This window comes from Pseudomonas sp. LBUM1656 (genome assembly GCF_059716065.1).
The window spans coordinates 4,548,417-4,570,273 of record NZ_CP166800.1 but is presented as its reverse complement, the minus strand read 5'-3'; the positions used below and the strand labels follow the sequence as shown (position 1 = coordinate 4,570,273).

Annotated in this window: 20 protein-coding genes and 1 pseudogene; 14 read left to right on the top strand and 7 right to left on the bottom strand. The window is 60.0% G+C overall.

Going from position 1 to position 21,857, the window contains the following annotated elements; genetic code table 11:
* Position 1: 1 nt before the first annotated feature.
* Positions 2-1,483 (bottom strand): hypothetical protein, encoded by a 1,482-nt coding sequence (locus ACA072_RS20545; protein ID WP_497620211.1) that lies wholly within the window; start codon positions 1,481-1,483, stop codon positions 2-4.
* 681 nt (positions 1,484-2,164) lie between these two features.
* Here ACA072_RS20545 and ACA072_RS20540 point away from each other — a divergent pair.
* The 3 genes from ACA072_RS20540 to fabF all read left to right on the top strand — a co-directional run bounded on the left by ACA072_RS20540 (position 2,165) and on the right by fabF (position 4,803).
* A complete protein-coding gene (locus tag ACA072_RS20540; protein WP_497620209.1) occupies positions 2,165-2,500 on the top strand; it encodes a ComEA family DNA-binding protein in 336 nt (111 codons plus the stop codon).
* A 201-nt stretch (positions 2,501-2,701) separates the two neighbouring features.
* Entirely contained in the window at positions 2,702-3,496 is a 795-nt protein-coding gene (locus ACA072_RS20535) for an SDR family NAD(P)-dependent oxidoreductase (protein WP_497620207.1), read from the top strand.
* A gap of 32 nt (positions 3,497-3,528) precedes the next feature.
* Positions 3,529-4,803, top strand: coding sequence for a beta-ketoacyl-ACP synthase II (gene fabF / locus ACA072_RS20530; RefSeq protein ID WP_497620205.1), 1,275 nt, complete (start codon positions 3,529-3,531; stop codon positions 4,801-4,803).
* Here fabF and ACA072_RS20525 read toward each other — a convergent pair.
* Positions 4,784-5,356 carry a TetR/AcrR family transcriptional regulator gene (locus ACA072_RS20525; RefSeq protein WP_497620203.1) on the bottom strand — a complete coding sequence of 191 codons (573 nt, stop codon included), beginning with the start codon at positions 5,354-5,356 and terminating at the stop codon, positions 4,784-4,786. The two genes, fabF and ACA072_RS20525, sit on opposite strands and share 20 nt — an antisense overlap.
* A 176-nt stretch (positions 5,357-5,532) precedes the next feature.
* On the opposite strand from ACA072_RS20525, the gene ACA072_RS20520 reads away from it, so the two are divergent.
* Both ACA072_RS20520 and ACA072_RS20515 read left to right on the top strand, forming a co-directional pair.
* The gene (locus ACA072_RS20520) at positions 5,533-6,186 is read left to right on the top strand and encodes a GntR family transcriptional regulator (protein ID WP_497620202.1); all 654 of its coding nucleotides are present in this window, start codon (positions 5,533-5,535) and stop codon (positions 6,184-6,186) included.
* 15 nt (positions 6,187-6,201) lie between these two features.
* Complete coding sequence (locus ACA072_RS20515) at positions 6,202-7,053, top strand: urea carboxylase-associated family protein (RefSeq protein WP_497620200.1); 852 nt, start codon at positions 6,202-6,204, stop codon at positions 7,051-7,053.
* 45 nt (positions 7,054-7,098) lie between these two features.
* Here ACA072_RS20515 and ACA072_RS20510 read toward each other — a convergent pair whose 3' ends face one another.
* From ACA072_RS20510 to rfbC, 3 genes are all read right to left on the bottom strand, one after another.
* Positions 7,099-7,266 (bottom strand): DUF2897 family protein, encoded by a 168-nt coding sequence (locus tag ACA072_RS20510; protein ID WP_497620199.1) that lies wholly within the window; start codon positions 7,264-7,266, stop codon positions 7,099-7,101.
* Between the two features lie 123 nt (positions 7,267-7,389).
* Positions 7,390-8,754 carry an ethanolamine permease gene (gene eat, locus ACA072_RS20505; RefSeq protein ID WP_497620197.1) on the bottom strand — a complete coding sequence of 455 codons (1,365 nt, stop codon included), beginning with the start codon at positions 8,752-8,754 and terminating at the stop codon, positions 7,390-7,392.
* A gap of 305 nt (positions 8,755-9,059) precedes the next feature.
* Positions 9,060-9,605, bottom strand: coding sequence for a dTDP-4-dehydrorhamnose 3,5-epimerase (gene rfbC, locus ACA072_RS20500; RefSeq protein ID WP_497620195.1), 546 nt, complete (start codon positions 9,603-9,605; stop codon positions 9,060-9,062).
* 350 nt (positions 9,606-9,955) lie between these two features.
* On the opposite strand from rfbC, the gene kdpF reads away from it, so the two are divergent.
* The 6 genes from kdpF to ACA072_RS20470 all read left to right on the top strand — a co-directional run bounded on the left by kdpF (position 9,956) and on the right by ACA072_RS20470 (position 17,982).
* A complete protein-coding gene (kdpF, locus tag ACA072_RS20495) occupies positions 9,956-10,045 on the top strand; it encodes a K(+)-transporting ATPase subunit F (protein ID WP_007899818.1) in 90 nt (29 codons plus the stop codon).
* A gap of 8 nt (positions 10,046-10,053) precedes the next feature.
* Positions 10,054-11,748: a potassium-transporting ATPase subunit KdpA gene (gene kdpA / locus ACA072_RS20490; RefSeq protein WP_497620194.1), complete on the top strand. Its 1,695-nt coding sequence runs from the start codon at positions 10,054-10,056 to the stop codon at positions 11,746-11,748.
* A gap of 10 nt (positions 11,749-11,758) precedes the next feature.
* Entirely contained in the window at positions 11,759-13,816 is a 2,058-nt protein-coding gene (kdpB, locus tag ACA072_RS20485; RefSeq protein ID WP_497620193.1) for a potassium-transporting ATPase subunit KdpB, read from the top strand.
* A 104-nt stretch (positions 13,817-13,920) separates the two neighbouring features.
* Positions 13,921-14,466 carry a potassium-transporting ATPase subunit KdpC gene (gene kdpC / locus ACA072_RS20480; protein WP_497620192.1) on the top strand — a complete coding sequence of 182 codons (546 nt, stop codon included), beginning with the start codon at positions 13,921-13,923 and terminating at the stop codon, positions 14,464-14,466.
* 129 nt (positions 14,467-14,595) lie between these two features.
* Positions 14,596-17,247: a DUF4118 domain-containing protein gene (locus tag ACA072_RS20475; protein WP_497620191.1), complete on the top strand. Its 2,652-nt coding sequence runs from the start codon at positions 14,596-14,598 to the stop codon at positions 17,245-17,247.
* A gap of 36 nt (positions 17,248-17,283) precedes the next feature.
* The gene (locus tag ACA072_RS20470; RefSeq protein ID WP_403103996.1) at positions 17,284-17,982 is read left to right on the top strand and encodes a response regulator; all 699 of its coding nucleotides are present in this window, start codon (positions 17,284-17,286) and stop codon (positions 17,980-17,982) included.
* A 115-nt stretch (positions 17,983-18,097) separates the two neighbouring features.
* On the opposite strand, the gene ACA072_RS20465 is transcribed toward ACA072_RS20470, so the two are convergent.
* The gene (locus ACA072_RS20465) at positions 18,098-19,150 is read right to left on the bottom strand and encodes a patatin-like phospholipase family protein (protein ID WP_497620190.1); all 1,053 of its coding nucleotides are present in this window, start codon (positions 19,148-19,150) and stop codon (positions 18,098-18,100) included.
* A 221-nt stretch (positions 19,151-19,371) separates the two neighbouring features.
* On the opposite strand from ACA072_RS20465, the gene ACA072_RS20460 reads away from it, so the two are divergent.
* From ACA072_RS20460 to ACA072_RS20450, 3 genes are all read left to right on the top strand, one after another.
* Positions 19,372-19,650 carry a hypothetical protein gene (locus tag ACA072_RS20460; protein WP_010461623.1) on the top strand — a complete coding sequence of 93 codons (279 nt, stop codon included), beginning with the start codon at positions 19,372-19,374 and terminating at the stop codon, positions 19,648-19,650.
* A 45-nt stretch (positions 19,651-19,695) separates the two neighbouring features.
* The gene (locus ACA072_RS20455) at positions 19,696-20,463 is read left to right on the top strand and encodes a CHAD domain-containing protein (protein WP_497620188.1); all 768 of its coding nucleotides are present in this window, start codon (positions 19,696-19,698) and stop codon (positions 20,461-20,463) included.
* A 279-nt stretch (positions 20,464-20,742) separates the two neighbouring features.
* Positions 20,743-21,540 carry an acyl-CoA thioesterase gene (locus ACA072_RS20450; protein WP_497620186.1) on the top strand — a complete coding sequence of 266 codons (798 nt, stop codon included), beginning with the start codon at positions 20,743-20,745 and terminating at the stop codon, positions 21,538-21,540.
* 13 nt (positions 21,541-21,553) lie between these two features.
* Here the strand turns inward: ACA072_RS20450 and ACA072_RS20445 are convergent.
* Positions 21,554-21,766, bottom strand: a pseudogene (locus tag ACA072_RS20445) (terminase); the annotation flags it as partial.
* Positions 21,767-21,857 lie beyond the last annotated feature (91 nt).

Here is a 21,857-nt window from a genome sequence, read left to right as displayed (position 1 = left end):
ATCATACTTCCTGTGTCGATGCGCGCGCGGTTGAACTGGACGTCTGACGCAGCAATGTAAGCAGGCTAATGAAGCAGAGCAGCGTCACAGCGAGAAAAACACCATACATCTGGTGAGAGATCCACGGGCCGGAATACATGTAGAGCATCTGGTCCGGAAACGCCTGGAAGTTACCCGTCCAGGGGCCGACATTTATACTCAGCCAGAACCTGGACAGGATCAGTGCCATGCCCGCAACGGCATAGGTGAACCACCAGTCGATCTTGCGCTCATCGCCCAACTGGTTCAGTGCCTGGCACGTCAGCATTGCAAGAGCCGGCCAGGCATTGAGGAACTGACGTGACTCGGAGCCGATCGACAAAAAGGCAAACAAGGCAATGTAGACGCTGAGACCCAGGCCTTCGGCTTTTGCCAGCGCAGCGATACGCGGCCAGAGCAAGATGGCGATCATGTAAAACGGACCGTAGTGCATAGCGTGCGCAACGACGTTGATCAACGGGTTCGACAGGGATGCCTGCGTAAACAGGCCCAGATAGCTGGTGATAGTGAGTGGGCCAGGCGTCCGATCGGAAAATTGAAAGACGATTGCTTTGACCGATATATACAGGAGGATACCCACTACCACTGGAACCACCTTGATGTACCTGGATGCCCGCAGGTAGGCAGGCACGTCGATCATCGGCTTGAGAGCCAGGTAAATATAGGTAATGAACAGAATTATGCTGAGTGGAAGAATCTCGCTCTTGAAAACGGTTGTACCTTGGGATTGCCGTAGGCCATTGGCGTATAGGTAGGCGGCAAGTGCAATCAGGGAGAGGGCAACCAGCAAGGCTAACAGGTGGCTATGCAGTGAGGGCGGACGGTTGGCGACGCTGGCCCGGCCTAGCATGATCATTGGTAGCGCGCCGTAAAGCATCGTGGGCCATACAAAGCAGCAGAGGAAGCTGAGCACTACCAATAGGACGAAGCGGTTTTTGATGTAGGCGTAGAAAATGCCGAGGCCTAAGACGTAGCCAGAAATATCCGTAAGAGTTGGGTTGTATGATAGGTTTGTGAGCACAGGATAATTAAAGAACAGTGCACTGAACCCCAGGAAGTAAATAGGCGTTCGCCATTTATAATGTCGGCCGATGAGGATAAGTAATCCGGCTGCAATAACAAGTAGGCCGACATTGAATAAGTAGAAGGCGTGTATTACTCGAGGTGTTGAAGTTATATCATAGCCGAGTAACTTGCTGACGTTATGAATGACGATGGAGGGAAGCATGCGTCCAATATAATACTCGGACACTGTATGACTGGTAAGTATCTCTATCGAGTCACGTTGCGCCCAGTCAGCGTAGGCGGCGCCGTCCCAGCCGAGGCCATCGTTGTGCTGAATTCTTTCGCCGTGATTGAAATTAAAAGAGAGCCAGAACACCATGAACAGGACCCCTGCACAACCCATTAATGCATGGCGGTCAATCCCAGATAGCTTATTCATTTCGATGTGTTTTTCTTGTGGTGCACAGCCTGTAGGCCGCGATACGAAGTTTACCCACCAATAGAGGAGGCGTGTATTGTACTCATTGGGTGTTTTGTGCTGTTTTGGACATCATGAGATATTGCCCCAAAACACTGCCTGCTTTTGACGGCTCAATGCATTTTTCAAGAACTGATAACGTTATCAGATAGGGTATAGTCTAATCAAGTGAGGCAGTCGCCATCACTGTATCTAAAATGAATCTTCGAGAAATCGGCCATGCTATTTCGGTCATGCCATTTTAGGCCGCAATCGGATGAGCTCACAAAAGTTAGCCCGTGTTCCGCCTTTCTGCCGATCCAACACCATCCCGTCCGCGCGAGCTATCCACAGCTACGCGTCTCTCACGCGTCAATTCCCGCCGAATTCAGCTCTCGTCTCCTTCCTCATTAAAAAAACAACGAAAACGAAGCATTGCCTCGGGTCAGTCTGCCACGCGTCCGCCAACGCTTGCACGATTGCGTCAGCGGTTGCAGCCGGGTGACGAGACCGTCGACTGGATCTACCAGCAACATCGCCTCGAGCCTTGATTGTTTCACATCCTGCAACAGACACACTTTTGACAGCTCCACTACATCGCCTAAGTTTGGAGAGCAGCTTCGGAAAAGCTGCTTTCTCAATCGATGTCATGGAGCTTCATTTATGCGTACTGGCTATTTCTACTCTCTGGTTTTCGCCCTGCTCACCAGCGCTTCTATTGCTGCCATCGCTGCACCTGCGGCAAAAACTGAGGCTGGCAATGCACCTCTGGTGCTGGAAGTTGCGCCCAAGGCGCAGTCAGGCAAAGTCGATCTCAATGGAGCGGATGCACCCACGCTGCAGCGTGAGCTATCCGGTATCGGGGAAGCCAAGGCCAAGGCGATTGTTGCGTATCGTGACACTAATGGGCCGTTTTCGTCCGTGGACGAGTTGCTGGAAGTAAAGGGGATAGGCAAGGCAATCCTGGATAAGAACCGCGAGAAGCTGGAAGTGAACTAAGCTTTTAGATCAACGCCCAAGAGGCCGGTCATTGACCGGCCTTTTTTCATTTTGGCGTAAAGGATGGGTGTCGTACCTTCCATCGGCCTATAAAAAATTACGGTTATCATATTGCTTTAAAATTATGCCTATAATAATTCCTCAATCCGCCGTAGCGCTCAGGTATTTACCGTCCAGGCGCATTCTCACAGGAGCACGCTCATGAATTCTGTCCAGACCCAAGGAACCGCCCTCGTCACCGGAGCCTCCTCCGGAATCGGCGCCATCTACGCTGAGCGGTTGGCGGCCCGAGGTTTTGATCTGTTACTGGTCGCTCGCGACGAGGAACGCTTGCGGGCGGCGGCGAGCAAGCTGAGTGCCGAACATGGCGTCCAGGTCGAAGTACTCAAGGCAGACCTGACACTAAAAGACGATGTCTTGAAGATTGAACAGCGTTTGCGCAGCGATTCAAGTATCAGCCTGTTGCTAAACAACGCCGGTGTCGCCGCGGATGGTCTGTTGGCCAATTCCGACATGGACCAGATGGAAAAACTGATTCAGCTCAATGTCACCACCGTCACACGCCTGGCATCGGCAGCCGCCGCCAGCTTCGCAAAGGCAGGCCGTGGTTCGATCATCAATATCGCCTCGGTTGTGGCCTTGTTTCCTGAGCAATTCAACGCGACTTACAGCGCAAGCAAGGCTTATGTGTTAAGTCTGACCCAGTCGATGAACGCGGAACTGGACGGTACCGGGGTCAAGGTCCAGGCCGTGTTGCCAGGCGTAACACGCACTGAAATCTGGGAGCGCTCGGGAATCGATGCGACCCGGATTCCCGCCGATATGGTCATGGAAGCCGGGGAGATGGTGGACGCTGCATTGTCCGGTCTGGACCAGGGTGAGCTGATCACCATTCCTTCGTTGCCGAACGCCTCCGAGTGGGACGACTTTGTAAAAGCCCGCCTGGTCATGGCCCCGAATCTTTCGAAAAGTACGGCCGCCGCGCGCTACAAGTGAGGCGCCTTCAATCGGCTTGAGGTAATTGCGGTATGAATGATCGTCGAGTAGTTGTAACGGGCATGGGCCTGGTATCTCCGCTGGGTAGCGGTATTGAAGCGGTCTGGGAGCGTCTGTTGGCCGGGCGTTCCGGGTTGCGTAATTTGCCTGACGAAGTGGTCGCCGATCTGCCGGCCAAGGTCGGTGGCGCAGTGCAGAGCGTGGCGGAAGATCTCGAGGCGGGTTTTGACCCTGATCGGGCGACGCCGCCCAAAGAGCAGAAAAAAATGGACCGCTTCATTATGTTTGCCATGGAGGCCGCGCGTCAGGCGCTGGAGCAGGCCGGTTGGCAAGCACTGGACGCCAAGACCCAGGAGCGCACCGCGACGATTATCGGCTCGGGCGTGGGTGGTTTCGGCGCGATTGCCGATGCGGTCCGCACCACCGACAGCCGCGGCCCACGACGTTTGTCGCCGTTCACCATTCCTTCGTTCCTGGTCAACCTCGCGGCCGGGCATGTGTCGATCCAGCATGGTTTCAAAGGTCCGCTGGGTGCTCCGGTAACGGCGTGCGCGGCCGGGGTCCAGGCGATTGGCGATGCCGCGCGGCTGATTCGTTGTGGCGAGGCGGATATCGCCGTGTGTGGTGGCGCGGAGGCGGCAATCGATCGGGTCAGTCTGGCCGGGTTCGCAGCAGCGCGAGCCTTGTCCAGCGGATACAACGACACCCCGGAGCGCGCCTCACGGCCGTTCGACAGTGGCCGTGATGGTTTCGTGATGGGCGAGGGCGCTGGTCTTCTGGTGATCGAATCACTGGAACATGCCCTGGCCCGTGGCGCTCAACCCTTGGCCGAACTGGTCGGATATGGCACCAGCGCCGATGCCTATCACCTGACTGCCGGTCCCGAAGATGGAAGCGGTGCGCGCCGGGCGATGTCGCTGGCCTTGGCCCAGGCAGGCATTTCTGCCTCGCAGGTGCAGCATCTCAACGCTCACGCCACCTCGACACCGGTCGGAGACCTTGGAGAGTTGGCCGCCATCAAGTCATTGTTCGGTTCAGACAACAAGATTGCGGTGACGTCGACCAAGTCTGCGACCGGGCATTTGTTGGGTGCGGCCGGCGGGATCGAGGCGATCTTCACGCTGTTGGCGATCCGTGATCAGGTCGTGCCGCCCACCCTTAATTTCGAAAACCCTGATCCGGCGGCGCAAGGTGTGGACATCGTCCACGGTCAGGCGCGCCCGATGGCCATCGAGTACGCACTGTCCAATGGCTTCGGGTTCGGCGGGGTCAATGCCAGCGTGCTGTTCAAGCGCTGGCAGGATTAGCGCCGGGCTGTTTGAGAAACTCGCGGGTCACGTCGAGAATCCGCTGGGCCAGCTCAGGGTTCTCGACACTGCGTGACAACAGCAATGCCCCGACCAGGGCGGACATTATGAAGATGCTGCGGTCGGTGGGATCGTCGCCTTCAAGCGTGCCTTGTATTTGTTCAAGCCTTGAATTGAGCACCACGTCAGAGGTCGGGCTGGGCTGTCCGCGCAAGCCCAACTCCGATGACATGGTCGGCAGCGGGCAACCCTCATCGGGCGAAGTCTGGTGCCATTGCGACAGATAGGTATCGATGAACGTTTCCAGCGGGCGATCCTGGGCGAACAGCTCGGCACAGGTGGCATCGCATTGTTCTGCGGCGGCCTGCAGGGCCTTTTCCACCAGTTCGTCCTTGGACTTGAAATGCGAGTAGAAGCCGCCGTGGGTCAAACCCAGCGCTTTCATCAGGGGTTGCAGGCCGGTCGCGCCAATACCGTCACGGCGAAATCGCGCTGATGCTTCCTTGATGATGCGTTGATGGGTCTGGGCTTTATGGTCCTGCGAGTAACGCATCTGGAATCTCCGCAACAATGCGCCATCTTAACCAATGAAAATGGGATGGTGACTGTACTTCTACTTCTAAAAAGCATGCAGATGCGTCCAACTTCGTCCTGCCGCATCGAATCAACTGGCACGAATAGTGATTACTTGTCAGCTGACGATTGTTGAACAATCACGAGGCGATGAGCATGCACAGTGGACTGTCCCTGGCCGACCACATCACATTGGAGTTACGCGCCGACATCATTGGCGGTCGCCTGCTGCCTGGCATGGCGTTGGTGGAAAACGACCTGGTGTCTGCCTACAACGCTTCACGCAACACCATTCGTGAAGCGTTGCACCGCCTGGGGCAGGATGGTCTGACCCGTTATGTGCGCAACAAGGGCGTGATGGTGCGCAGGCTGGGCGTTGATGATGTGCGGGATCTGTTCAAGGTTCGGCGCACCCTGGAGCTGCAAGCCATCAGCGTGAGCCAATCATTGCGCGATGACCAATCCGCCCGGATGCTCGAGGCGCTGGAGGCCACCGAGCTGGCACGCGAACGCGAGGACTGGCGCGCCGTCGGCACCCACAGCCTGGCGTTTCACCAACACATCGTCGGGTTACTGCGCAGCCCCTTGTTCGATGAGTTCTTCACCAACGTTGCCGCGCAACTGCGCCTCGCTTTTTGCACCGCTCCCGATGAATCACGTTTCCAGGCGCCCTGGCTGGCTCGCGATCGGCAGATCCATGACTTCCTCGTCGAGGGCGACAAGCACGCCGCCGCGGACGCCATGAGCGTTTATCTCGATGACTCGGAACACCTTCTGTTGCAAATGCTTGCCCCAACCCCCCATCACTGATCGAGGATTTGTGCCATGTACAAAGACTATCCGGCGGCCTATCAAGTCAGCAAAGGCTCGGCCTTGCAGGTGGACACAGCCTTCTACGAACGGATCCGCGACACGAAGGAGGGGCGTACGCTGATCGAGCAGTTCGAAGTGCCGATCCGTACCGGACGCGCCTGGAACGTACCGGCCGGGCATGTGTTTCGCGTGACCACGCCGGTCGGCCCGCAAGTGGGCGACTTCAATGTCTGGAATGCCAACGACCCGCGCGAGCGTCTTTGGGCGGCGCGCACCCGGCAGTTGCAGGGCGCCCATGTCAGCACCCATGACCGGCTCTGGTCGAACCTGCCTTTCTTGCGGCCGCTGGTGACCATCACCGACGACAGCCTGGCCGGCTACGGTATCGACGAACATGGCGGTCGCTTGCACGATTTGCTCGGCACGCGCTGCGACCCCTATGTGAACAAAATGCTCACCGGTGAGGATTTCCACCATCACTGCCACTCCAACCTGACGCGCGCGGTGTTGCCTCATGGCCTGACCGAGTTCGACGTGCATGACGTGCTGAACATTTTCCAGTGCACCGGCCTGAACCACGACGACATGTACTTCATGAAGGCCTGTCCGGCGCAGAAGGGCGACTACCTGGAATTCTTTGCCGAGATCGATCTGCTGTGTGCGCTGTCGACCTGTCCGGGCGGTGATCTGTCGCTGGCCATGTGGGGGCCGCAGGCGCAGGATCCGCTGAGCGTCTGTCGCCCGCTGGGTGTAGAGATTTATCGGTTGGAGGATGCGTTGCTTGAGGGCTGGAGCCAGCCGGAACGTGCCGCGTACAAAGGGCTGCATGGCCTGCACATTGCCAAGGCAGACTGGGAAAAGTAGAAACGCAAAACCCTGTCATTCGACCAGAATGACAGGGTTTTTGGTTTAGCGGTCCTGCACATCCTTGGCGTCCGCTTCCGCGTTGCGTTCCGCGACGCGTTTACGTTGCTCTTCGGTCAGCTCGACCTTGTTGGCGGTGTCACGCAGCATCATCAATCCACCAACGATCGAGCCGATTGCAACGACCAGAATCAACCAGGCATACCAGGGCATAGGACTCTCCTTGAGGGCAGGCCGATTGACGGGTTTCGCCAATCGATCGTGCATACCACTTTGAGCGATTTCATTTCGCAGTGGTTCAATTCTATGCCTGATAGGACGGCCGCACTCGGCTGATTACAGGCCGGTCAACATTGCATCCGCCGGTGCATCCGCGCGCAACTGTGCGGTGAGCATGAAATACACGAAACCCACCGCCATGAAGCCGACGAATATCAGCCCGATCAAGGTGTTGAACCAGGCCATCGCTACCAGGCACACCACCGCCAGCACCAACGCAATCATCGGCACTAACGGATAACACGGCGCGCGGAAGGTGCGCTCCAGATTCGGTTCGGTCTTACGCAACTTGAACAGGCTGAGCATGCTCATGATGTACATCACGATCGCGCCGAACACCGCCATGGTGATCATTGCTGCAGTCAGCGTCATGCCACCGAGGTTGATCAGGCCGTCGCTGTAGATCGCTGCGATACCGATGACACCGCCGGCAATGATTGCCCGGTGCGGCGTCTGGAAGCGCGACAGTTTGGCCAGCGACGCTGGCAGGTAACCGGCGCGGGCGAGGGCGAAAAACTGCCGCGAGTAGCCGAGGATGATCCCGTGGAAACTGGCCACCAGGCCGAACAGGCCGATCCACACCAGCATGTGCAACCAGCCCGAGCTTTCGCCGACCACGGTTTTCATGGCCTGTGGCAGCGGGTCGTTGATGTTCGACAGGGTGCGCCAGTCGCCGACGCCACCAGCAAAGAACATCACGCCCATGGCCAGCAATACCAGGGTCAGGATGCCGCTGATGTAGGCCTTGGGAATCGTGCGTTTCGGGTCTTTGGCCTCTTCAGCGGCCATGGCGGCGCCTTCGATGGCAAGAAAGAACCAGATGGCAAACGGGATCGCCGCGAACATCCCTGCAATCGCCGGCGCCCCAAAGACATCGGAACCGGCCCAACCATTCAGGGCAAAGTTGCTGAAGCTGAATGCCGGGGCGACCACGCCCATGAACACCAGCAGTTCCGCTACGGCCAATACGCAGACTATCAATTCGAAGGTCGCAGCCAGTTTCACGCCGAGAATGTTCAGCCCCATGAACACGACGTAGGCGCCGACCGCTGCATGTTTCGGGTCGAGGGCCGGGAATTGCACATTCAGGTAAGCACCGATTGCCAAGGCGATCGCTGGCGGTGCGAAGACGAATTCGATCAGCGTCGCCAGCCCTGCGATCAATCCGCCTTTCTCGCCAAAGGCGCGACGGCTGTAGGCAAAGGGGCCGCCGGCATGGGGAATCGCCGTCGTCAGCTCGGTGAAGCTGAAGATAAAGCAGGTGTACATCGTGGCGACCATGAACGAGGTCACCAGGAATCCGAGTGTGCCCGCGACACCCCAGCCGTAACTCCAGCCGAAGTATTCACCGGAGATCACCAGCCCGACCGCAATGCCCCACAGGTGCAACGTGCCCAGCGTGGGTTTGAGTTGTGTGTTCATGCGTTTGCTCCCTGAACGGTTTGGACAGCTTCGGGGAGGGCGTTTGCAGTGGGCGTGCCAGCGTTACGACGGCAGTCGTTATGGATGCAAAGCCGTCGCATTGGGGATGGTTGTTGCTGGATGTGTCTTTGTTGTGCGCCAGTTAGGGGCGTTATTGCCTGTCTTGCCGCCTTCGCGAGCAGGCTCGCTCACACAGGGGAATGGTGTCATCCGGGCTGGCGCATTCCAACTGTGGGAGCCAGGCTGCTCGTCAAGACGAAGGCAAATCTGAAATCAAAGCGCCTGACAAACACAGGTACCGAGATTCAGGAAAAAACCTCGGCATCCTTGAAGAATTGTGCAGCCTGATCTTTCCCGGATAGCAGCGGGGCTTCGTCCAGTTGCCAATCGATGGCCAGATCCGGGTCATCCCAGCGGATGCTGCGTTCGGCAGAAGGGGCGTAGTAGTCAGTGGTTTTGTAGAGAAACTCGGCGAATTCGCTCAACACCACAAAACCATGCGCGAAACCTTCAGGCACCCAGAGCTGGCGATGATTTTCGGCGGACAAGCGCACCGCGACCCATTTGCCGAAGTGCTGCGAGCTGCGACGGATGTCTACGGCGACGTCAAGAACTTCGCCAGCAGTCACGCGAACCAGTTTGCCTTGTGTGTTTTCCAACTGGTAATGCAGCCCGCGCAATACGCCTTTCAGAGAGCGCGAATGATTGTCCTGAACGAATCGGGTATCCAGACCAGTCGCCAGTTGAAAGGCCTTGGCATTGAAGCTTTCGTAAAAAAAGCCTCGATCGTCACCAAAAACCTTCGGTTCGATGATCAGAACACCGGGTAAATCGGTGGTGACAATATTCATGGTTTCTCCTGCAAAGGATTTCGGGGGCCGACATTCTTGCTCAAACTGCAACCGGATGCGAGCGGCAGAGGTGGTTAGTTGGTCGGGCAGTTGATGCCGCCAGTCGGTGGTCCCCATCGTGGGCCAGCCATGCTCCTCTAGTCAGTCCGGGCGCCCAGGAAGCCCTCAAATCCGTTAGAGGAAAGTCTTGTTCAAGAAGCAGCTCGTGTAAACACCGCTGTAACAAAGCCATAAACCCACTCTTTACGCTTTCTTTATGCCCCGCCACACCCCTCGATCTCGCTCCTTTACAGCCGCCCTCCCGACAATGACTCCACACGCGGCAATACGCCGTAACACGGAGAACTTCCATGAGCGTTCTGGACGGGGTGTCACTGCTACTGGCAGTGGGGCTGTTCATTTATCTGTTGGTTGCGCTGTTGCGCGCGGACCGGAACTAGGAGCGGCTATGCACAGTTATGACTATTGGCTGATCCTCGCCTTCTTCGCCCTGGTGCTGATTCCGGCACCGTTTCTGGGGCGTTTCTACTACAAGGTGATGGAAGGTCAGCGCACCTGGCTTTCGCCGATTCTCGGACCGGTGGAGCGCGGGTGCTATCGGGTGGCCGGCGTCGATCCGCAGGCCGAACAGAGCTGGCAGAAATACACCCTGGCGTTGCTCGCCTTTAACCTCGCAGGCTTTTTGCTGTTGTTCGCGATCCTGTTGTTTCAGGATTACTTGCCGCTGAACCCGCAAAACCTGCCGGGTCAGGAGTGGACGCAAGCGTTCAACACCGCCGTCAGCTTCATGACCAATACCAACTGGCAGTCCTACAGCGGCGAAGCAACCCTGAGCTATCTGAGTCAGATGGTCGGCCTCACCGTGCAGAACTTCGTCAGCGCTGCCACCGGCCTCGCCGTATTGGTAGCCCTGTGTCGCGGTATCGGTCGCAAGTCGAGTAAAACCCTCGGCAACTTCTGGGTCGACATGACCCGCGCCACCCTCTACGGCTTGCTGCCACTGTGCCTGCTGCTGGCGCTGTACCTGGTCTGGCAGGGCGTGCCGCAAACCTTCGCGCAATACGTGAATGCGGTGACGATGCAAGGCGTCGATCAGGTGATTCCGCTGGGCCCGGCCGCCAGCCAGATTGCGATCAAGCAATTGGGCACCAACGGCGGTGGCTTCTTCGGCGTCAACTCGGCGCACCCGTTCGAGAACCCGACGGCGTGGAGCAACCTGTTCGAGATGGCCTCGATCATCCTGATCCCGGTCGCCCTGGTGTTCACCTTCGGCCACTACGTCAAAGACCTGCGTCAGAGCCGCGCGATCATCGCCTGCATGTTGGCGCTGTTCCTGATCGGCGGCGCGACTTCGCTGTGGGCTGAATACCAACCGAACCCGACCCTGAACAATGTCGCCGTCGAACAGACCGCGCCGCTGGAAGGCAAGGAGGCGCGCTTCGGTACGACCGCCACGGTGCTGTGGTCGGTGACCACCACGGCGGCGTCCAATGGCTCGGTCAACGGCATGCACGATAGCCTCAACCCACTGACCGGCATGGTCGCGATGGTCAACATGATGGTCGGCGAAGTGATCTTCGGCGGCGTCGGCGCGGGCCTCTACGGCATGTTGCTCAACGTGTTGATCGCGGTGTTCCTCGCCGGCCTGATGATCGGCCGCACACCGGAATACCTCGGCAAGAAACTGCAAGCCAAGGAAGTGCAACTGCTGGTGGTGACCTTGCTGGTGATGCCAGTCGGTGTGCTGGTGCTCGGCGCGATTGCCGCAAGCCTGCCGGGCCCTGTTGCGGCGGTGAGCAACCCCGGCGCCCACGGTTTCAGCCAATTGCTGTACGCCTACACCTCCGCCAGTGCCAACAACGGTTCGGCGTTCGGCGGCTTCGGTGCCAACACGGCGTTCCACAACCTGATGCTCGGTCTTGGCATGTTGATCGGTCGCTTCGGTTACATCCTCCCGGTACTGGCGTTGGCCGGCAGCCTGGCGATGAAGAAAACCGCACCGATCGGTCAGAACAGCTTCCCGACTCACGGCCCGCTGTTCGTGACCTTGCTGACCGTGACCATTTTGCTGGTGGGTGGTTTGACCTTCTTGCCGACGCTGGCGTTGGGTCCTATCGCTGAACATCTGAGTATGGGCTTCTAAGGAATCCATCATGAATATGCCTGTAAGCAAACCCGTCGTCGCCAAGGCGCCGGAACAACCGAAAACCGCGATCTCGGCTCTCTGGCGCCCGGCGCTGGTACAAGCCTTCGTCAAGCTCGACCCACGGCAATTGCAGCGTGCGCCGGTGATGCTGGTGGTCGAACTGACCGCCATCCTGACCACCGTGCTGTGCTTCATTCCCGACAGCGCCGTGCCGACCTTTGTCGCTGCGCAAATCGCGTTGTGGCTGTGGTTCACCGTGCTCTTCGCCAACTTCGCCGAGGCCCTGGCTGAAGGTCGCGGCAAGGCCCGCGCCGACAGCCTCAAGGCCGGCAGCGAAGGCTTGAGCGCCCGCCGCAAAACCAGCAACGGCACCTTTCAAGTGGTGCCGGCCACCAGCCTGCGCAAAGGCGATGTAGTGCGCGTTGAAGCCGGGGAAATGATCCCCGGCGATGGCGAGGTCATCGAAGGTATCGCCGCCGTCAACGAAGCAGCGATTACCGGTGAATCCGCGCCGGTGATTCGTGAGTCCGGAGGCGACCGTTCGGCCGTCACCGGCAACACCCGCCTGGTCTCCGACTGGTTGCTGGTGCGCATCACCGCTAACCCGGGCGAGTCGACTCTCGATCGCATGATCGCCCTGGTCGAAGGCGCCAAACGGCAGAAAACGCCTAATGAAGTCGCGCTCGACATCCTGCTGATCGGCCTGACCCTGATCTTCCTGCTGGTGGTCGTCACCCTGCAACCGTTCGCCCACTTCGCCAACGGCAGCCTGCCGCTGGTGTTCCTGGTGGCGTTATTGGTCACGCTGATCCCGACCACCATTGGCGGTTTGCTGTCCGCTATTGGTATCGCCGGGATGGACCGTCTGGTGCGCCTGAACGTCATCGCCAAATCCGGTCGCGCCGTGGAAGCGGCGGGGGACGTCCACGTCCTGTTGCTGGACAAGACCGGCACCATCACCTTCGGTAACCGTCGCTGCACCGCTGTTTATGCAGCACCCGGTGTGACCGCGAAGGAACTGGCCGAAGGTGCGTTGTTCGCGTCGCTGGCCGACGACACCGCTGAAGGTAAATCGATCGTCGAATACTTGCGTGGGATTCACCCACAACCTGAGCCTTCCGCTGAGGTGTTGACCGCTGTGCCGTTCAGCGCCGAAACCCGTTTGTCCGGTGTCGACTATCAAGGCCGCGTGTACCGCAAGGGCGCGGTGGATTCGCTGCTGGCTTTCGTCGGTCTGAAACGCGCCGATCTGGCCCCGGCCCTGTCCCGGGAAATCGACAAGATTGCGCAGAGCGGCGGCACACCGTTGCTGGTCTGCGCCGAGGGTAAATTGCTCGGCGCGATCCACCTCAAGGACGTGGTCAAGCCCGGCATCCGCGAGCGTTTCGCCGAGCTGCGCAAACTGGGGATCCGCACGGTCATGGTGACCGGCGACAACCCGCTGACCGCCGCAGCGATTGCCGCCGAAGCGGGCGTCGACGACGTACTGGCCGAGGCCACACCGGAGAAAAAACTGGCGCGCATTCGTCACGAGCAGAACGACGGTCGCCTGGTCGCCATGTGCGGCGACGGCGCCAACGACGCCCCGGCGCTGGCCCAGGCTGACGTGGGCATGGCGATGAACGACGGCACGCAAGCGGCACGCGAGGCGGCGAACATGGTCGACCTCGACAGCGACCCGACCAAGCTGCTGGACGTGGTGCAAATCGGCAAGGAGTTGCTGGTAACCCGCGGCGCGCTGACGACGTTTTCCATCGCCAACGATGTGGCCAAATACTTCGCGATTTTGCCGGCGCTGTTCGCCTCAATTTATCCGCAACTGGGCGTGCTGAACGTCATGCAACTGACGAGTCCGCAGAGTGCGATTCTCTCGGCGATCGTGTTCAACGCCTTGATCATTGTGGTGCTGATTCCGCTGGCATTGCGTGGCGTGCGAGTGCAGGCGGCCAGTGCGGCGGCGTTGTTGCGACGTAATCTGCTGATCTATGGGTTAGGCGGGATTCTGGTGCCGTTTGTGGGGATCAAGGCGATCGACATGCTGTTGACCGCGCTGCATCTGGTTTGACTCTGAATGGCGGTGTGCCAGGCACACCGCTATCGCGGGCTTGCCCGCGATGAAAACAACTCGGTGCCCCTGACTGAAGACTTTACGAATTCGAGGATTTTGAAATGTCCACAATGATACGTCCGGCCCTGAGCCTGCTCGTGCTGATGACCCTGATCACCGGTGTCGCTTACCCTCTGGTTGTCACCGGCGTTGCCCAGGTCGCGTTCCCGGATCAAGCCAATGGCAGTCTGGTGCGCGACGCCGCCGGCAAGGTTCGCGGCTCGTCGCTGATAGCCCAGGATTTCGTCGGTGACGCCTGGTTCCACCCTCGGCCATCCGCCGGTGCGTTTGCCACCGTGTCGAGCAGCGCCAGCAACCTTTCTCCAAGCAACCCGGCGCTCGCAACTCGCGTGATTGACGATGCCAACAAACTGCTGGTGCCGGGGCAAGGACCGGTGCCCTTGGCCATGGTGACCACCTCTGGCAGCGGGCTTGATCCGCACTTGCCACCGGCGGCGATTGCCTATCAACTGGCGCGTGTTGCGGCGGCGCGGAATTTGCCGGTGGCGACCCTCCAGCAATTGCTGGATGCGCATATCGAGCAGCCATTGGTGGGCCCGCCGGTGGTTAATGTATTGGCGCTGAATGCGGCGTTGGAAAACCTGTAGATCGGTGGTGGCGCCTTCGCGAGCAAGCCCGCTCCCACATTGGAATGCGATCCCATGTGGGAGCGGGCTTGCTCGCGAAAGCGGCCTCACAGACACCACATCAACATCTGAATAAAGTGAGCTTCAAGCATGAGCAATTCCGGCCGCGCCGACGCGCTGTTAGCAGACCTGCCCCGCGATGGCCGTGGCCGGCTCAAGGTTTTCCTTGGCGCCGCGCCCGGTGTCGGCAAGACCTACGCCATGCTGCAAGCGGCCCACACCCAATTGCGCCAGGGCGTGAAAGTCATCGCCGGCGTGGTTGAAACCCACGGCCGCGCCGAGACCGAAGCGCTGCTCGGCGGCTTGCCGCAACAGCCGTTGGTGCGCTCGGAATACCGTGGCGTGATGCTCGAAGAAATGGACCTCGACGGTCTGCTCGCGGCCAAGCCGAAACTGGTGCTGGTGGACGAACTGGCCCACAGCAACGCCCCCGGGAGCCGTCACGCCAAACGCTGGCAAGACATCCAGGAACTGCTTGCCGCCGGCATCGACGTGTTCACCACGGTCAACGTCCAGCACCTCGAAAGCCTCAACGATCAAGTGCGCGGGATCACCGGCGTACAGGTTCGCGAAACCCTGCCGGACTGGGTGCTGCAAGAGGCCTACGAGTTGCTGTTGATCGACCTGCCGCCGCGCGAACTGCTTGAGCGTCTGCGCGACGGCAAAGTCTACGTGCCGGAGCAGGCGCGGGCGGCCATCGATGCCTTCTTCACCCAGACCAACCTCACGGCCCTGCGCGAACTGGCGATGCAAACCGCCGCCGCTCAAGTCGACAATGACCTGGCCCAGGGTTATCGCCAGCTCGGTCAAGCCGCGCCAGCGGTACGCGGTCGTTTGTTGGTGGGCGTCGATGGCGATGCTCAGGCTGAACGCCTGGTGCGTCACGCCAGCCGCGTTGCCCAGCGTCGGCATCTGCCCTGGAGTTTGGTGCATGTGGACAACGGCAGCGTGCGTGACGAGCAATCGCGCCTGCGCCTGCAAAGCGCCCAGCAACTGGCCGAACGTCTTGGCGGTGAAGTGGTTTTACTGCGAGCTGGCGAAGTCGCCAAGACGCTGATTCAACACGCCGCCGAACGCCGTGCCAGTCTGGTGTTGGTCGGTCAGTCCCGCCAGCGATTGCGTCGTCGACTGTTCGGCGGTGGTCTGGCGTCTCGCCTGCTGCGCAATGCACGCGGGCTGGAAATCAACGTCCTCGACAGCGATCACGAACAGCACCAGCCACATCTGCGATCAACGCAGTCGCTGGTGTGGTTCGACTACGCATTAGCCTTGGTGGCTACGGTTTTGGCCAGTGCCTTGGCCTGGGCCGTGGCGAGCGTTCTGCCGTTGCCAAATATCTCGCTGGTGTTCCTCGCCGCCGTGTTGCTGGTGGCGGTGCGCAGCAGTCTCGGCCCGGCGCTGGCCTGTGCGGCGCTGTCGTTTCTGACCTACGACTTTCTGTTCATCCCGCCGAATTTCTCGTTCAGCATCCAGCGCGAAGAAGACGTGTTGACCTTGCTGTTCTTCCTGCTGATGGCCGCCCTTACCGGTAACCTCGCGGCGCGGCAACGGCGACAATTGCAGGCCCTGCGCGACACCCAGGAAGAGACCACTGAACTGCTCGACCTGTCGCGCAAACTCACCGCCGCCACTGACCGCCAGGCCGTGGTCAGCGCCGCGGCCCAGCACCTCAACGGCTGGACCGATCTGCAATTGTGCCTGCTCAACCACGACGGCCAGGGCGGCTGGAAAGTCGAAACCGGTGGCCCGCTGGAGTTTTCCGAAGCCGAGCGCGCCGCCGCCGATTGGGCCTGGCAACACGACCAGCCGGCGGGCGCGGGCACTGGCACGCTGCCGTTCGGGCGCTGGTGGTGGTGGCCGTTGTCGGTGGAAGACGGCCCGTTGGCGCTGCTCGGTGTGTGCGCCAAGGAAGGCCAGACCTTGAGCGGTCAGCGTCGGCGTTTGTTGACGGCGTTGAGTCAGCCGCTGGCTCAGGCACTGGCTCGCGCGCAACTGGCCGAGGATCTGGAAGCGGCGCGCCTGCACGGTGAAACCGAGCAGTTGCGCAGTGCCTTGCTGGCGTCGGTGTCCCATGATTTGCGCACGCCGCTGACGTCCATGCGCGGCAGCATCGACAGCCTGCTGGCCCTCGGCGAAGCGATCCCGTTGGAGGATCGGCGCGAATTGCTCGAAGGCACCCGCGATGAAGCCGAGCGTCTCGACCGTTACATCCAAAACCTGCTGGACATGACCCGCCTCGGTCACGGCGCGTTGAAGCTGGCGCGGGACTGGGTCTCACCAGCGGACATCGTCGGCAGTTCACTCAATCGCCTGCGCGCGGTGCTGGCGCCGTTGCAGGTCACGACCGAAGTGCCTGCTGAATTGCCGCTGTTGTACGTGCACGCCGCGCTGATCGAACAGGCGCTGGTCAACGTGCTGGAGAACGCCGCGCGTTTCTCACCGGTTCACGGTCGATTGCAATTGCGCGCCGGAGCCGACGACAGCGAACTGTTTTTCTCGGTCAGCGACGAGGGACCGGGGATTCCGGAGGAGGAGCGGGCGAAGATTTTCGACATGTTCTACACCGCTGCGCGCGGTGATCGGGGCGGGCAGGGCACGGGGTTGGGACTGGCGATTTGTCAGGGAATGGTCGGCGCCCATGGCGGGCGGATCAGCGTCGCCGACGGCATCGAGGGGCGCGGCACTTGCATCACACTGCACTTGCCCTTGCAGGAACAGCCGGGTTTTGAAAGTGAAGCCTGATACCCTTTGGACATCTCCATGCCGCGACCGGAAACCATGAGCCAGACCGCGACCATTTTGGTCATCGACGACGAACCGCAGATCCGCAAATTCCTGCGCATCAGCCTCGCTTCCCAAGGCTACAAAGTGCTGGAGGCCGGCACTGGCAATGAAGGCCTGGCCCAGGCCGCGTTGAACAAGCCCGACTTGCTGGTGCTCGACCTCGGCCTGCCGGACATGGACGGCCAGCAAGTGCTGCGCGAGTTTCGCGAATGGTCGACGGTGCCGGTGCTGGTGCTCTCGGTACGCGCCAGCGAAGGGCAGAAGGTCGAAGCGCTCGATGGCGGCGCCAACGACTACGTGACCAAGCCGTTCGGCATTCAGGAGTTCCTCGCCCGGGTGCGCGCCTTGCTGCGTCAGGCGCCCGTTGGCGAGGCTCAACAAGCGGCGTTGACCTTCGGCCCGCTGACTGTGGACCTGGCCTATCGCCGGGTGCTGCTCGATGGCACCGAAGTCGCGCTGACCCGCAAGGAGTACGCGGTGCTGGCGCAACTGGCGCGGCATCCCGGGCGGGTGATCACGCAGCAACAACTGCTCAAAGATATCTGGGGGCCGACGCATACCGAGGACAGTCATTATTTGCGGATTGTGGTGGGGCATTTGCGGCAGAAATTGGCGGATGATCCGACACAACCCAGATTCATCGTCACCGAAGCGGGGGTTGGGTATCGGTTGTTGAGTGAGGGCAGCCTTTAGTTTTTGTGGTGAGGGTGCCGGCCTATTCGCGAGCAAGCCCGCTCCCACAGGAGAATGCATTCCAATGTGGGAGCGGGCTTGCTCGCGAAGGGGCCTTCACATCCCCTCGAGAACTTCAAGCATCCCGATTCTGCTCATCCTCATACCGATCCAGCGTATCCCGCGCAATCTCCCGCCCCAGCGCGATCAACTCCGGCGCCTTGTAAAACTCGAAAAACCGGCACACCCGTTTCGGCACGTTGATCAGGATGTCCGGCGGATACCCCGCAATCTTGTACTGCGCCAACGACGTCTGCATCACCTCGAAACTCTGGTTGATCAGGTCCAGCAAGGACGCCGGGCCCACGTTGTCGATGATGAACGAACCGGTGGCGGATTTCGGTGCGCCTTCGCGTTCACGTTCCGGGGCGGCCGCCGGTTGCTGGGCTTCGGGTTCGGCGGACTCGATCCAGGGGTTGATGTCGGCGGCTTCGGCCATCAACGCTTCTTTTTCCAGCAGCAGCAATTGTTCCGCCTGTTTGCGCCGGAACGGCAATTTTGAACCCAGGGAATTGATCAGGCTGTCGAACCGGGTCTTGAACGCAGGCGGCCGCTGAATCACCGGCAGTTGATAGTGGCGCTGGTTGGTGGAGTTGAGGTTGACCGCGATGATCAGGTCGCAATGGCTCGACACCACGGGCACGATCGGTAAAGGGTTGAGGATGCCGCCATCCACCAGCATGCGATTGCCCTGCATCACCGGGGTGAACAGGCTGGGAATCGCCGCCGAGGCGCGCATGGCCTGGTGCAGGCAACCTTCCTGGAACCAGATTTCCTGCTGGTTGGTCAGGTCCGTAGCCACCGCCGTGTAAGGGATGCGCAAGTCTTCGATGTTGATCTCGCCGACGATCTTGCGGATCTGCCCGAACACTTTCTCCCCGCGAATCGCGCCCAGACGAAAACTGACGTCCACCAGACGCAAGACGTCGAGGTAGTCCAGGCTTTCGATCCAGTCGCGATAATCGTCAAGTTTGCCGGCGGCGTAGATCCCGCCGACCACGGCGCCCATCGAGCATCCCGCGATGCAGGCAATGTCGTAGCCGCGCCGTTCGATTTCTTCAATGACACCGATATGGGCATAGCCCCGGGCCCCGCCTGAGCCCAGCACCAGTGCGACACGCTTTTTCATGAATCGCCCTCGTCTGACAAGGTTCAACAATGCACCCATCAAGGGGCGTGCTTCAATCGCTAAGGTCGCTCGGTGGGGCGAACACGTCGTTTTTTCGACACTCCATGGCGGCACATGGGTATTCTCGCGAGCGCTAAAGTTTGCGCGGCGGGCCAAGGCACTTTTCACGTGCCGGACCGTCTTACCTGCACGACTGTTTACCTATTCTTGAGGTGTGAGTGATGAAAGCCTGGATCTGTGTGCCTTTGATTGCCCTGGCACTCGCCGGATGTGCCGGCAAAACCGCTTATCGTGACAGCTGCGGTAGCGGGCTCGATGCTGCGTGGCATGAACTGGACCTGGCCAAGGCCGAGGGTTTCGCCGGCACCGTCAGCTACTCCAAGGCCCTGTCGCTGTTGACGGCGGCCAAGACCCAGCAGCAATTCGAAGGCTTTGAAGGCTGCACCAAGAAGGCCGAGAAGGCGCGCTTCTATATTCGTGAGTCACGTGCCGGCCGTTGAGGCATGATGTAGGGAACAAGGGTAACGCGATTCAGGGAGCAAGCGATGTCTGCTTTGGTTGATCGGTTGGTGGCTCATGTTCTGGGTCTGGAAGTTCGTCTGCTGGCGTGCCAGGCGCGTCTGACTGCGCGCACCGACCCGGAAGCGCTGCACGACCTGCGCACCACGGTTCGCCGTTTGCGCAGTCTGTTGCGACCTTTGCGTGGACTACCGGGTGTTGAGCAGCTGGAAGCTGCGGCGTCCCGGGTGGGCGAGCTGACCACGCCGATGCGTGATCGCGAGGTGCTGGCGGCTTACTTGCTCAAGCACGGTCAACCCGAGGCGGCGCAACGGCGCATGGCGCAGATGGCGGCGGCGTACCCGGCGGTGGCGGCCAGCCTCGAGGTGACGCAGTTGTTGATGATCCTCGATGCCTTTCCGCGTTTTCTGCGCGCCTCCCAGCGTCAGGGGTTGCTCAAGGACTTGCGCAAGCGCGTTGAAAAACGCCTGGCCAAACAATGGAAAAAACTCGATCAGGCCCTGCACGATCCTGCCCACGACCGCCATCGCTTGCGCTTGCTGATCAAGCGTGTGCGCTACGGCATCGAAGCCTATCCTGAACTGGATCGCTTGCCCGAAGCGGCGCTGCCACGTTTGAAGTCTGCGCAAGGTGCTCTGGGCGACTGGCACGACTGCTGGCAATGGCTGGCCCGCGCCGAGCAGGAAGCCGATTTGCAACCTTGCGTCGAGGTCTGGAAAACCACCATGGCCAAGGCCGAAGGCTGCGCCGATCGCGTTCTCGACAAACTCAGCGCCGCCTGCTTCAAATCCTGAAAACACCACATATTGGAAGTGCCTGACCACAATAGGTGTGGCAGCACTGAACCAATGTGGGAGCGGGCTTGCTCGCGAAGGCGGTCTGACAGTCAACATTTGCGTTGATTGTCAGGCCCCTTTCGCGAGCAAGCCCGCTCCCACATTTGATCGCTGTTGAATTTGGAATCGATGTAAGGCAGACGGCCTATCTGTCAGTCTCTTTGGCTGGAATAAGCGCTGTGCCATCCTCGCCGGCTGGTTAACATCCCTCCATCCTTTTTCCGCACCGAGGTTCTCATGCGCTTTTCCGATCTGCTCGACGCCGTCCGCAGCCAGCCGCTGGAGCTGTCTATTCCGGCCGAATGGGCGCAGGGGCGTGCCAGTTTCGGTGGCCTGGTGGCCGCGTTGCAATACGAAGCCATGCGCGCAAAAGTCCCGGCGGACCGGCCAGTGCGTTCGCTGGCGATCACCTTTGTCGGTCCGGTCGAACCCGAAGTGCCGGTCAGTTTTGAGGTCGATGTGCTGCGCGAAGGCAAAGCCGTCAGCCAGGTGCTGGGTCGGGCGATGCAGAAGGGGCAAGTGGTGACGTTGATCCAGGGCAGCTTCGGTGCCTCGCGACCTTCCGAAGTCGCGGTCGCGGCCGAGCCGGCACCGGAAATGAAACACTGGGACGAGTGCCAGGAACTGCCGTACATCAAAGGCGTGCTCCCGGAATTCATGCAGCATCTGGCGATGCGCTGGAGTGTTGGCGGTCTGCCCTTCACTGGCAATAAATCCCGCGAGATGGGCGGCTGGGTGCGTTTGCGTGGGGATGTGAAGGAAGAGGCGGTCAGCGAATCACATATTCTGGCGCTGGTAGATGCGTGGCCGCCGGCCCTGTTGCCGCATCTGAGCAAACCCGCGATGGGCAGCACACTGACCTGGACCATCGAATTCGTCCAGCCGTTGCTTGAGTTGAGCACGCTGGACTGGTGCAAATACCTGGTTGAAATCGAGCATGGTGCCGACGGCTACGGTCACGCAGCGGCGAAACTGTGGCGCGCGGACGGTCAGTTAATCGCCATGAGCCGGCAGACGGTGACAATTTTCGCCTGAATCAGTGACGACGGTGGCGCTGCAAGCCCAGCGCGGCGATCACGCCAATGACACCGATGGCGAAGTTCGCGAAGTTCGGGCCGAACACCCCGGAAACAATCAGCAAAAACGCCACGATGAACAGCGGCACGGCAATCAGGTGCAACACCAGATTGGTCGGGTGCTGGTGATTGCCGGGGTAGGCGCGCCATTGCCAGGCGGGTAGGTTGGGGTGACGTTTGCCCATGATGCTGATCCTCGATCCATGTTGAACACATGATTGAAGAATAGGCTTGGCTTAGGCGGGCGGCGAATCAAGGTTGGCTATCGAAGTGATA